The sequence below is a fragment of the Kitasatospora sp. NPDC005856 genome (assembly GCF_040629945.1).
Taxonomy (GTDB): domain Bacteria; phylum Actinomycetota; class Actinomycetes; order Streptomycetales; family Streptomycetaceae; genus Kitasatospora.
Genome location: NZ_JBEXWT010000100.1, coordinates 21,052 through 32,154, shown reverse-complemented (window position 1 = coordinate 32,154; position 11,103 = coordinate 21,052). Strand labels below are relative to the sequence as shown.

The following is an 11,103-nucleotide window of genomic DNA, read 5'->3' as shown; positions in this document are numbered from 1 at the left end:
TGCGCTGGTGCGCGAGCTGGACGTAGTCGTTGCCGATCTTCACCTTCGCCGGGCCGGCCGCAGGTGGGTTGAAAAAATCTCGGCCGGCCGTGTCGAGAACCCGCCCCGGCTTCGGACGTTTCGTGTGCCTCGGCTCCGTACGCTCGGCTCCGCAGGTGACGGCTTCGGTGGGACTCGGCTCCGTACGTGTCGGCTCGTGGACGTCGGCCGAGCGGCTCAGAAGCCCCCGGTCTGCTCGTCCCGGCGGCGCTGCCAGCGCTGCTCCACCCGGTCCATCATCCCGGCCTTGCGGCGCGGGGCGGCGGCCGGGCGGGCCCCGGCACCCTGGCCTGCGGGCCCGCGGCGCCAGCCGGTCACGGCGAACACCGCGCACCCGAGCATCACCAGGAAACCCACGACGCTGACCCAGATCTGATCCGGCACGACCATGCCGCCCATCAGCAGGCCGATGCCCACCACGAAGCCGGCGACGGCCAGGTAGACCCGCCGACGGGTGTAGGTGCGCAGCCCGGTTCCCTCAAGCGCAGACGCGAATTTGGGATCTTCGGCATACAGCGCTCGCTCCATCTGGTCGAGCAGTCGCTGCTCGTGCTCCGAGAGCGGCACGGAGTCCTCCTACTCGTCGGTCGCGGGTGCGACCGGTCCGCCCACCCCGGTCGGGGAGGCAAGTCCAAATCAGCCGTGGGGCACACGGTCGGACGCCCGTGCGGGGGACCCGGCCCGTGTCGTCCATATGCCCCACGCGTCCGGCTGTCATGCTTTCCGGCTTTACCCAGATCATACGGTCCGTGGCCCCGTTACGGAGTGGTCTGCGCCGCGTGGGACGGGCCACTTCGAGCGGGGACGGCCGCATCGGTGTCAACGCGCCACGCCCCGGACAAGTGCCCGATCGGATGGAATCGTCCCGGACCTGGGCAGGTGTGCGGCCGGGCGGCGTGGGGCGGCCCCGGACCGGCCGGTCCACGGAGGGGCCACGGGCGGGGAAGCGGCGGGCCACCGGGGCGCGGACCACCGCCGTACGGCGTGCGGAGAAACCGTGCGGCGGTGGCAGGGATCGTGAAGGGGCGCGGGCGCCACGAGAGGAGCGCGCGCCGGACGGGACGCCTCAGACCAGGGTGGCCAGCAGGTGCAGCTGGGTCGCCACGGCGTGGAAGGCGGGCTGCTCGGCGACGGCCTCCTCCAGCTTCAGCAGCGCCTCCACGGCACCCGGCTCGGCGTCCACCAGCCCACCGGGGACGAGGTCGGCGAACACCCGGACGCCGTGCACCGACTCCACCCGCAGGCCCGCGGCCTCGGCCAGCCGGCCCAGCTCCTCGCCGGTGAAGCGGCGCGGCATCGGGTCCTGGGCGCCCCAGCGGCCGTCGGTGGCGGAGAGCACGGTGCGGGCCTCGGTGAAGTGGCCGGCCAGCGCGCGGGCCAGCACGGCGCCGTTGCGGTTGGCCGCCAGCAGGCTGACCAGACCGCCCTTGCGCAGGGTTCCGGCCAGGCTGCCGAGCGCCTCGGCCGGGTCGTCCACGACCTCCAGCACGCCGTGGCAGAGCACCGCGTCCACGCTGCCGGGGGCGACCAGCTCGGGCAGGGTCTGGGTGTCGCCCTGGACGGCCCGCACCAGGTCCGTCACCCCGGCCTCGGCGGCCCGGCGCTCCAGCGCGAACAGGGCGTCCGGGCTCGGGTCGACCACGGTGACGCGGTGGCCGAGCTTGGCGACCGGCACGGCGAAGTTCCCGGTGCCGCCGCCGGTGTCGACCACGTCGAGCACCGGCTGGTCCAGCTCGGCCGCCCGCTTCTCCAGGGCTGCCCGGACCACCTCCCACACCACGGCGGTACGCAGGGCACTGCGGGGACGCGTCGGGTACAAGGTGGGGCTCCTTGGCACGTGCAGTTCGATCAGGATGCCTCCACCTTAGAGCCTGTCTCCCGGACACCCGGCACGCCCGGCGGCTCGTCGTCGTCCAGCGGCAGCCGGGGCGGGGGCGGTGCGGCGTGCAGGCCGAGCAGCCGCTCGACCAGGCGCAGGAAGAGGGCGGAGTTGCGGATCAGGTCGTCGGCGTCGCGCGCCGAGGCGGCGCCCCGGATCCCGGCCTCGGCGGCGGCGCGGCGGCGGGCGCCGGCGCCGTAGTAGACCGCCCATTCCGCAAGCTCCGGGGCCACCTCGGGCAGCACCTCCCAGGCGCTGCGGATGGCCTTGCGGCGGCGCGGACTCTTCTCCGGGCGGCCGCGCACCGCCAGCAGGGCCGCCACCGTGCGCAGCGCGGCCAGGTGGGCGGTGGCGTAGCGCTCCAGCGGGTCCTCCAGGGCGCGGGCCCGGACGAGGGTGCGGTGGGCGTCGGCGAGCAGGTCGAGGGCGGCCGGCGGCGCGGCGCTGCGGCGCAGCACGGGGTGGACGTCGGCTCCGGCGGGGCGTCCCACGGACGGCCCCGGCAGGTGCGGCAGGGCGGCGGAGTGGAGGCGGGCGGTGACGGGCTCAGGACGACTGATGGTCATGGTCTCCCCCGTTCCGAGGCAGCGCGGCGGACCGGGTGGTCCGTGCCCTTCCATCGTGAACGGCGCCACTGACAATCCGGCCCCTCCGACCGCCCTTGCGGCCCGGAAGAAGTCCGGAAAAGGCGTAGCGGCGGCGGGCGCGGTCCTCCCCCGGTTCCGCGCCGCCGCCGTGCCGTCGCCGCGCCGGTCCACCCCTTGGCCGGCGGCCGCGAACTCCCCTCGCGGCCGGTCTCCCCCCGGCCCGCTCCGCCGCCCCGTGTCGGCGGTGCGGGAACCACGACCAGCCCCGTGGCGGTCCGTCCGCCGCCTCCCCCGGCCGTCGCGGCCGGGAGACGGACGGATCCGCCGCCCGGGCGGGCCCGGCGCCCGACGCGCCGCCCTCCCGGGTGCCACCACTCTTCCGGCTGCGCAGGTCGTGGGCCATCCGCTGAGGTACTCAACCGCGGATCTGAGTATCCGTACTCAGTCCGTCGCGGCCGCCGCCCGGCGGAACCGGGGGCCGTGTCCACGGCGTCCCGGCTGCCGGGTTGCCGGTACGGTACGGCGGGCCGGGCGGAAGCGGCCCCGCCGCAGGAGGAGGGGACGCGATGACGAGGAGGGGGACGCGATGACGGTCCTGCCGCTGATCTTCACCAGCGGGCTGGCCAGCGGCATCAACGCCTACGCGGTGGTGCTGCTGCTCGGCCTGCTGGGCAGGTTCGCCGACGCGGACTCGGTGCCGCAGGCACTGGAGCGCACGGACGTGCTGGTCGTGGCCGGCGTGCTGTTCGCGCTGGAGGCGGTGGCCGACAAGATCCCGTACGTGGACAGCGTCTGGGACGTGGTGCACACGGTGATCCGGCCGATCGCCGGCGCCACCGTCGGCGTGCTGATCGCGAGCAACGACCCCGGCTCGCTCGGCGAGGTCGCGGCCGGCGCGGTGGGCGGCACCTCCGCGCTGGTCAGCCATCTGGTGAAGTCCTCGCTGCGGATGGCCGTCAACACCTCCCCCGAGCCCTTCAGCAACATCGTGGTCAGCATGGCCGAGGACCTCTCGGTGGCGGGCCTGGTCACGCTGGCGATCTTCCACCCCTGGCTGGCCGCCTCGGTCGCCGCCGCGGTCCTGCTCGCCGGCCTGCTGCTGGTCCGGCTGGCGGTCAACAAGATCCGCGCCTTCCGGGCCCGCCGCCGCGAACGCAGGGCCGCCCGGGTGGCGGCCGGGAGCGCGTGAGCCTGGTCTTAGGATCGGGGCCATGGCAAAGATCGTCGTCATCGGCGCAGGAATGAGCGGGCTCGCGGCGGCCTCCCGGCTGGCGACCCTCGGCCACCGGGTGACGGTCTGCGAGGCGGGCGGCACGTACGGGGGCATGGTCGGGCGGTACGAGCGCGACGGCTTCGCCTTCGACACCGGGCCCGGTCTGCTGTCCCTCCCGGCCGTCTACCGCGACCTCGCGCTGAAGACCGGCAAGGAGCCGCTGGAGCAGCTGGTCGAGCTGGCCCCGGTCGACCCGGAGAGCCGGCACCTGTTCCCCGACGGCACCGCCGTCACCCTGCCCAACGCCTCCCGCGGCGGTGTCAGCCAGGCCCTGGACGCCGCCTTCGGCGCCGGCTCGGGCGCCCGCTGGAGCGAGGTGATGAACCACGGCCGGACGGTCTGGGAGGCCACCCGCCGCCCACTGCTGGAGGAGCCGCTGCCGGCCGAGCTCGGCATCCTGTCCCCCGCTGCCCGGGCCCGCGTGGACACCGACCCGTACCCCGTCCCGCCGCGCACCGGCCTGGCCCGGCTGCGCAAGCCCGTCCGGTGGACCCTCGACGACGTGGCCCGGCGGCAGCTCGGCGGCCACCCCGGCCTGACGGCCCTGCTGGGCGAGCCCGCGCTGCGCTACGGCCTCCTGCCCGGCCAGGCCCCGGCCGGGGCCGCCGTGCTGCCGTACATGGAGCAGTCCTTCGGCGTCTGGTACGTCCGGGGCGGGCTGCGGGCCCTGGCGGACGCCGTGTACCGGCGCTGCGAGCTGCGCAAGGTCGCGTTCCGCTTCGACACCCCGGTCACCCGGGTGGTGGTGGAGAACGGCCGGGCGGCCGGGGTCGAGACGGCGGACGGCCGGATCGACGCCGACCTGGTGGTCTCCGCGATGGACACCGACGCGCTGTTCCGGCACGGCATCGCCGAGTGGCCCGGGATGCCTGCCGACGAATGGGAGCCGTTCGAGGTGCCCGGCCGGTTCAGCGTGCTGCTCGCGCTGCGCGGGCCCCGGCCCGAGGGGACGGTGCACCGGACGGTGGTGCACGCGGCCGACCCGGCCGCCGAGGAGAACGCCCTCACCCTCTCCGCCCCACCCTGCGAGCGCCCCACCGTGCAGGTGCTCCGCCCGGACGACCCGGCGCTGCGGCCCGACGACGCCCACGAGAGCGTGGTGCTGACCGCGACCGTCCCGGCCCAGGTGGAGGACGTCGACTGGACCGCCCCCGGGTTCGCCGACCACTACGCCGACCGGCTGCTCGCCCACGTCGACGCGGCCGGCCTGGGCCTGCGCGAGCGGGTGCTGTGGCGGGTCGTGCGCACCCCGGAGGACACCCGCAGGGAGACCGGCGCGCTGTTCGGCTCGGTCGCCCGCCCGGTGCTCGCCGGTTCGTACGCGGGGCTGCACGCCGCCAACGAGTCGCCCGTCCCCGGCCTGTACCTGATCGGCGGCAACGCCCACCCCGGCGGCGGCCTCGCCCGCGTCGGCATGTCGGCCTGCGTCACCGCCGGGCTGATCGGCCCGGCGTAGCCGGCCGTCCCGGCCGGGTCAGCCCTGGTGCCAGGTGTTCTGCTGCTGGTAGCCGTACTGGTCGTACACCGGCTGCTGCGGGATGCCCTGGACCTGCTGGTCGGGCTGGGGCTGCCACTCCTGCTGGGGCTGGGTGCTCTGGTCCCAGGCCTGCTGGTGCTGCGGCTGCTGGTAGCCCGCGTACGGGTCGTGCTGCTGGCCCTGCTGCTGGTAGGCGCCGTACGGGTCCTGCTGCTGGGGGTAGCCGCCGTAGGACTGCTGGTCGTAGGCGTAGGCGGGCTGCTGCTGGGTCTGCCACTGCTGCTGGTCGTAGCCGGCCTGGTAGGCGGCGGCGTACGGGTCCTGGGGCTGCTGCTGGACCTGCGGCTGCTGCTGCTCGTAGTACCCGGGGGCGTAGACGCCGTCCTGGGCGAGCTCCTGCATCTCGAAGGCGGCGGTCTGCTCGACCTCCGGCACCTCGTCGGGCGGCGACGCGGGCACCGGCACGGGGGCCGGGGCCTCCTCGACCGCGCTGACCTCGCCGACCCGCCTCCTGCCGGCGGCGACGGCCGCCACCGCGGCGGCGCCGCCGGTCAGGGCGCCCAGCAGCGGCACCTTGGCCAGCGGGCCGGGCAGGCTGCCGTCGGCCTTCCGCAGGGACCAGCCGGCCTGGTAGCCGCGCTTGACCGAGAGGGTGACGAAGGTCTGGCCGACCGCGAACAGCACGGCGCCGGCGCCGATCACCACGACCGAGCCGAGGCTCATCCCGGCGGCCACGCCGAGGAAGCCGGTCAGCGCCAGGACCCGCCAGTGCAGCGGCGCCCGGTTCTGCAGCAGCACCTCGGCGACCAGCCAGAGCGCCACCACCGCCAACGCGGCGTACAGCAGCAGGTATCCGATGCCCATCCGCCCGCTACCTCCAGTCGCGTGCCCGCGCGTGTGCGCCGCGCGTGTGCGGCGACTGTACCGGTTCAACGGCCGGGGTACCGCATCGCGTTCCCAGCACCCGGGACGACGGCCGCACACGACCGAGCCCGCCACCGTCGTGCGGTGACGGGCTCGTGAACACCCGGCGTCGGAGCTGCGCGGGCGCGGGCCCGACCGGCCCGTCAGCGCCGGTGCAGTCCCAGGTTCTGGTAGATCTCCAGCGTCGCCGTCGAGTGGTTCAGCGTGATGAAGTGCAGACCGGGCGCGCCCTCGGCGAGGAGGCGCTCGGCCATCGCCGTGGCGTGCTCCATGCCGACGGCCCGCAGCGCCGCCGGGTCGTCGATGGCCGCCCGCAGTCGGGCCTCCAGGTCGGCGGGGAAGGCCGAGCCGCTGAGCTGGGGGAAGCGCTCCAGCTGCTTGGCGTTGGTGACCGGCATGATCTCCGGGATGATCGGCGTCTCGCAGCCGGCGGCCGTCACCCGGTCGCGCAGCCGCAGGTAGTCGTCCACCTCGAAGAACATCTGGGTGATCGCGTAGTCGGCCCCGGAGCGGATCTTCGCCACGAAGTGCCGGATGTCCTCGTCCCAGTCGGTCGAGCGCGGGTGCATGTTCGGCGAGGCCGCGACGCCGACGCAGAAGTCGCCGATGCCCTTGATCAGCTCCACCAGCTCGTACGCGTAGGTGACGCCCTCGGGGTGGCTGACCCACTCGCCCATCGGGTCGCCGGGCGGGTCCCCCCGGACGGCGAGGACGTTGCGCACGCCCTGGTCGGCGTACTGGCCGATGATGTTGCGCAGCTCCGCGATCGAGTGGTCCACCGCGGTGAGGTGGGCGACCGGGGTCAGGGTGGTCTCGGTGGCGATCCGGCCGACCATGTTGACGGTCCGCTCGCGCGAGGAGCCGCCGGCTCCGTACGTCATGCAGACGAAGTTGGGGTCGAGCGGCTCGAGCCGACGGATGGCGTCCCAGAGCCTCTGCTCACCGACCTCGGTGCGCGGGGGCATGAATTCGAAGGAGAAGGAGCGCTTGCCGGCCGCCAGGAGTTCGCGCACCGTCAGTGCGCGATCCGTTCTCGTGGAAGCGATTCCGAGTGCCATGCTGGAAGGCTATCCGGCGTTCGAAGGGGCCGGACAACCCGATTCCATCTATTGAGACAAGAGATGGAAGACGTTCCGCTTCGCCCGGGGCGGCTCCGCGGCGGCTCCTCCGGGCCTCCCCGCAGGGCCGCTCGCACACCCGTTCCCGGCCGCACCGCTACGCTTGCTGCACCCCAGAGAACCAGCGGAGCCCCATCGTGACCTCGTCCAGCACCCGGCCGGCCAACCCCAGTGCGGCCAACCCCATTGACGTGGAGGACGTCCGCACCCGCGTCAACGCGGCGCTCGCCGCGTTCATGGACGGCCAGTCCGTGCTGCTCGACAAGATCTCGCCCCGGCTGGCCCCCGCCGCCGACGCGCTGCGCGACTTCCTGCTGGACGGCGGCAAGCGGCTGCGCCCGGCCTTCTGCTACTGGGGCTGGCGCGGCGCCGGCGGCCCCGCCGGGGGCACCGGCGGCGACGCGATCGCCAACGCGGCCGCCGCCCTGGAGCTGCTCCAGGCGAGCGCCCTGGTGCACGACGACCTGATGGACCGCAGCGACACCCGCCGCGGCCTGCCTTCGATCCACCGCCGCTTCGAGGCCCTGCACCGGGACAGCGGCTGGCGCGGCGACCGCGAGCAGTACGGCGCCTCGGCCGCGGTGCTGCTCGGCGACCTGCTGCTGATCTGGTGCGACGAGCTCTTCCTGCGCTCCGGCCTGGAGCCGGCCGCCGTCCTGGCCGCCAAGCCGGTGTTCGACCTGATGCGCACCGAGGTCATGCTCGGCCAGTACCTGGACGTGCTGGAGCCGGTGGCCGGCGACTCGACGGACGAGGGCGCGCTGGACCGGGCGCAGACCGTGCTGCACTACAAGTCCGCGAAGTACACCATCGAGCGGCCGCTCCAGGTCGGTGCGCTGCTGGCCGGCGCCGGGCCGGAGCTGGTCGAGGCGTACGGGGCGTTCGGGCTGCCGCTGGGCGAGGCCTTCCAGCTGCGCGACGACCTGCTCGGCGTCTTCGGGGACCCGGCCGTCACCGGCAAGCCGGCCGGGGACGACCTGCGCGAGGGCAAGCGCACCCTGCTGGTCGCGCACGCGATGCGGGGCCTGCCGGCCGCCGACGCCCGGCACCTGGACGAGCGGCTCGGCGCGCCGGACCTGGCGGCCCCGGAGGTCGCCGAGCTGCGCGCGCTGGTCGCCCGCAGCGGCGCGCCCGAGCTGGTGGAGCGCCGGATCGAGGAGCTGATGCGGCAGTCGCTGGCCGCGCTGGAGGCGGCGCCGCTCGCCGACGAGCGGGCCCGTACGGTGCTGCTGGCACTGGCCGAGGCCGCCACCGTCCGCAAGTACTGACGGACGGCGACGGCCTCGGAGGGTCCTGCGGATCCGGTCGGATCCGGTCTGATCCGGTCTGATCCGGGCGTCAGAGCGCGGCGCGCACCCGGCGGGACAGCTCGGCGGCGGCCGCCCGCGGGTCCCCGGCGGCGGTGACGGCCCGCACCACGACGATCCGCCGGGCACCGGCGGCCAGCACCTCGTCCAGGTTGCCGAGGTCGATCCCGCCGATCGCGAACCACGGCCGGTCGGTGTCCTGCTCCGCCGCGTACGAGACCAGGCCGAGGCCCGGGGCCGGGCGGCCCGGCTTGGTCGGGGTCGGCCAGACCGGTCCGGTGCAGAAGTAGTCCACGCCGGGCTCGGCGATCGCCGCGTCCACCTCGGACTCGGCGTGGCAGGAACGGCCGATCAGCACCTCCTCGCCGAGGATCGCCCGGGCGGCCGCCACCGGCAGGTCGTCCTGGCCGAGGTGCAGCACGTCCGGCCGGGCCGCGTGGGCGACGTCGGCGCGGTCGTTGACGGCCAGCAGCTTGCCGTGCCGACGGCAGGCGTCGGCGAAGACCTCCAGGGCCTCCAGCTCCTGCCTGGCCTCCAGACCCTTGTCCCGCAGCTGGACGACGTCCACCCCGCCCGCCAGCGCCGCGTCCAGGAACTCGGCGAGGTCGCCCTGCTCCCGGCGGGCGTCGGTGCACAGGTAGAGCCGGGCATCGGCCAGCCGGGTACGCAGCGTGTCCGCCGCCATCAGATCAGCATCGCCTGGGCGCGGCGCTTCACCTCGGTGCCGCGGTTCTCCCGGAGCGCCTGGATGGGGCTGCCGGGCAGCGACGGGTCCTCGGTGAAGAGCCACTCCAGGATCTCCACGTCGTCGTACCCGCAGTCCCGCAGGACGGTCAGGGTGCCGGACAGGTGCTTGACCAGGCCCGGGCCGTCGATGAACGCCGCCGGGACCTGCAGCGACTTGTTCGGCCCGCGCCGGACGGCGATCAGGCCGCCGTTCTTGACCAGGTCACGCACCTCGGTGACCCGGACCCCCCACTGCTCCGAGATGTCGGGCAGGTACATCCAGTCGGTGACCAGGGCTTCAATCTTGCTTTCGATCTCACTCACGTCACCAGACTGCCACCTTCACGGCCCACCGCGCACCAGGCACTACCCCGCGACGGCCGCCTTCAGCGGCACCGCCGGGTCGCCCGCCCGGGCCGGGTCCAGGGCCGTGCCGCGCTCGATCAGCTTCCGCCCCTGGGCGAGGTCGCGCGGCCGGTCCACGGCCAGCAGCGCGCTCGGCACGCCGTCGCGCAGCCAGAGCACCGACCAGTCGGCCTCCCCGGGGGCGCCGCGCCACAGCACCTCGTCGCCCTCGGCGTGCCGGCCGGCGTACTGGACCATCCGACCGAACTGCTCGGACCAGAAGTACGGCACCGGGTCGTAGGCCGGCGCGTCCGCGCCCAGGACGGCGGCGGCCACCGCCGCGCCGGACTGCAGGGCGTGGTCCCAGTGCTGGACGGCCAGCCGGGCCCCGGCCCGGACCGAGGGGTAGCTGACGCAGTCGCCCGCCGCGAACACACCGGGCACCGAGGTGCGCAGCCGCCCGTCCACCACGACGGCGCCGGTCGCGTCCAGCTCGACCCCGGAGCCGGCCAGCCAGCCGGTCGCGGGGCGGGCCCCGATGCCGACCACCACCTCGTCGGCGGGCAGGTGCGAGCCGTCCGCCAGCAGCACCGCGCCCGGCTCGACGGCGGCCACGCCGACCCCGCAGCGCAGGTCGACCCCGGCCCCGGCGTACCAGGCCGCCATCGCCGAGCCGATCTCCGTCGGCAGCGCGCCGGGCAGCGGCGCCGGGCCGGCCTCGACCACGGTCACCTCGCAGCCCGCCGCACGGGCCGCGGTGGACACCTCGGCGCCGATCCAGCCCGCGCCGACCAGCACCAGCCGCAGCCCGGGGCGCAGCAGCGCGCGCAGCGCCAGGGCGTCGTCCAGGGTGTGCAGCAGGTGCGCGCGCTCCGCGCCGGGCAGGGCCCGCGGTACGGCGCCGGTGGCGATCACCAGCGAGCCGTACGGGAGGTCGCCGTCGTCGGTGCGCAGCACGCCGGGGGTGAGGCCGGTGGCGCGGCGGCCGGTGAGCAGCTCGATGCCGAGCCGGTCGTAGTCGATGTCCAGCGCGGTGGAGTCGGCCTTGCCGAGCAGCACGTCCTTGGAGAGCGGCGGCCGGTCGTACGGCGCGTGCGGCTCCTCGCCGACCAGCACGATCCGCCCCTGCCAACCGCCCTGCCGCAGCTTGAGGGCGCACTGCGCCCCGGCCAGCCCGGCTCCGACGACGACCACCTGATCCGTTCCGCTCAGCTCTGCCACGCCCGTCACTGTACTCAGCGCCACGCGGGTGCCCACAGGCCCGTCCCACCCCTCGTACGGGCCTTCGGCCGGGCCGACCCCCGGCGTTATGGTGGGGACACCACACGGGAGCCCGGCGTACCGGGCTGAGAGGCGGGCTGACACGGCCCGCGACCGTCCGAACCTGATCCGGGTCATACCGGCGAAGGGAGCAGAGCAGCTTTGTCA

At 75.0% G+C, this 11,103-nt stretch carries 11 protein-coding genes and 1 riboswitch; of the genes, 3 read left to right on the top strand and 8 right to left on the bottom strand.

Going from position 1 to position 11,103, the window contains the following annotated elements; genetic code table 11:
• Nucleotides 1–216: 216 nt before the first annotated feature.
• From ABZ449_RS36090 to ABZ449_RS36080, 3 genes are all read right to left on the bottom strand, one after another.
• On the bottom strand, nucleotides 217–606 hold the full coding sequence (locus tag ABZ449_RS36090) for a DUF3040 domain-containing protein (RefSeq protein ID WP_074000911.1): 390 nt from the start codon (nucleotides 604–606) through the stop codon (nucleotides 217–219).
• Between the two features lie 499 nt (nucleotides 607–1,105).
• Nucleotides 1,106–1,858, bottom strand: coding sequence for a methyltransferase domain-containing protein (locus ABZ449_RS36085; protein WP_360354619.1), 753 nt, complete (start codon nucleotides 1,856–1,858; stop codon nucleotides 1,106–1,108).
• 29 nt (nucleotides 1,859–1,887) lie between these two features.
• Complete coding sequence (locus ABZ449_RS36080; RefSeq protein WP_360354616.1) at nucleotides 1,888–2,484, bottom strand: SAV_6107 family HEPN domain-containing protein; 597 nt, start codon at nucleotides 2,482–2,484, stop codon at nucleotides 1,888–1,890.
• A gap of 607 nt (nucleotides 2,485–3,091) precedes the next feature.
• On the opposite strand from ABZ449_RS36080, the gene ABZ449_RS36075 reads away from it, so the two are divergent.
• Both ABZ449_RS36075 and ABZ449_RS36070 read left to right on the top strand, forming a co-directional pair.
• A complete protein-coding gene (locus tag ABZ449_RS36075) occupies nucleotides 3,092–3,694 on the top strand; it encodes a DUF4126 domain-containing protein (RefSeq protein WP_360354613.1) in 603 nt (200 codons plus the stop codon).
• Nucleotides 3,695–3,716: 22 nt separating this feature from the next.
• Nucleotides 3,717–5,234: an NAD(P)/FAD-dependent oxidoreductase gene (locus ABZ449_RS36070; RefSeq protein ID WP_360354611.1), complete on the top strand. Its 1,518-nt coding sequence runs from the start codon at nucleotides 3,717–3,719 to the stop codon at nucleotides 5,232–5,234.
• 18 nt (nucleotides 5,235–5,252) lie between these two features.
• On the opposite strand, the gene ABZ449_RS36065 is transcribed toward ABZ449_RS36070, so the two are convergent.
• Together ABZ449_RS36065 and metF are read right to left on the bottom strand one after the other, a co-directional pair.
• The gene (locus tag ABZ449_RS36065; protein WP_360354608.1) at nucleotides 5,253–6,119 is read right to left on the bottom strand and encodes a hypothetical protein; all 867 of its coding nucleotides are present in this window, start codon (nucleotides 6,117–6,119) and stop codon (nucleotides 5,253–5,255) included.
• Between the two features lie 203 nt (nucleotides 6,120–6,322).
• Nucleotides 6,323–7,237, bottom strand: coding sequence for a methylenetetrahydrofolate reductase [NAD(P)H] (gene metF, locus ABZ449_RS36060; RefSeq protein ID WP_360354605.1), 915 nt, complete (start codon nucleotides 7,235–7,237; stop codon nucleotides 6,323–6,325).
• A gap of 197 nt (nucleotides 7,238–7,434) precedes the next feature.
• Between metF and ABZ449_RS36055 the strand changes: the two genes are divergently transcribed.
• Complete coding sequence (locus tag ABZ449_RS36055; protein ID WP_360354602.1) at nucleotides 7,435–8,565, top strand: polyprenyl synthetase family protein; 1,131 nt, start codon at nucleotides 7,435–7,437, stop codon at nucleotides 8,563–8,565.
• Between the two features lie 70 nt (nucleotides 8,566–8,635).
• Here ABZ449_RS36055 and thiE read toward each other — a convergent pair whose 3' ends face one another.
• The 3 genes from thiE to ABZ449_RS36040 are packed head-to-tail and all read right to left on the bottom strand — an operon-like array spanning nucleotide 8,636 to nucleotide 10,905.
• Complete coding sequence (thiE, locus tag ABZ449_RS36050) at nucleotides 8,636–9,289, bottom strand: thiamine phosphate synthase (RefSeq protein WP_360354600.1); 654 nt, start codon at nucleotides 9,287–9,289, stop codon at nucleotides 8,636–8,638.
• Nucleotides 9,289–9,654, bottom strand: coding sequence for an Rv2175c family DNA-binding protein (locus ABZ449_RS36045; protein WP_188295425.1), 366 nt, complete (start codon nucleotides 9,652–9,654; stop codon nucleotides 9,289–9,291). Before ABZ449_RS36045 ends, thiE begins: the two co-directional genes overlap by 1 nt.
• A gap of 42 nt (nucleotides 9,655–9,696) precedes the next feature.
• A complete protein-coding gene (locus ABZ449_RS36040; protein ID WP_360354627.1) occupies nucleotides 9,697–10,905 on the bottom strand; it encodes an FAD-dependent oxidoreductase in 1,209 nt (402 codons plus the stop codon).
• An 85-nt stretch (nucleotides 10,906–10,990) separates the two neighbouring features.
• Nucleotides 10,991–11,103: riboswitch (TPP riboswitch) on the top strand.

Bases quoted from the DNA above. Each gene is read 5' to 3' on its own strand.
- ABZ449_RS36080 (WP_360354616.1), bottom strand. From the start codon at position 2,484: ATGACCATCAGTCGTCCTGAGCCCGTCACCGCCCGCCTCCACTCCGCC.
- ABZ449_RS36075 (WP_360354613.1), top strand. From the start codon at position 3,092: ATGACGGTCCTGCCGCTGATCTTCACCAGCGGGCTGGCCAGCGGCATC.
- ABZ449_RS36070 (WP_360354611.1), top strand. From the start codon at position 3,717: ATGGCAAAGATCGTCGTCATCGGCGCAGGAATGAGCGGGCTCGCGGCG.
- ABZ449_RS36065 (WP_360354608.1), bottom strand. From the start codon at position 6,119: ATGGGCATCGGATACCTGCTGCTGTACGCCGCGTTGGCGGTGGTGGCG.
- metF (WP_360354605.1), bottom strand. From the start codon at position 7,237: ATGGCACTCGGAATCGCTTCCACGAGAACGGATCGCGCACTGACGGTG.
- thiE (WP_360354600.1), bottom strand. From the start codon at position 9,289: ATGGCGGCGGACACGCTGCGTACCCGGCTGGCCGATGCCCGGCTCTAC.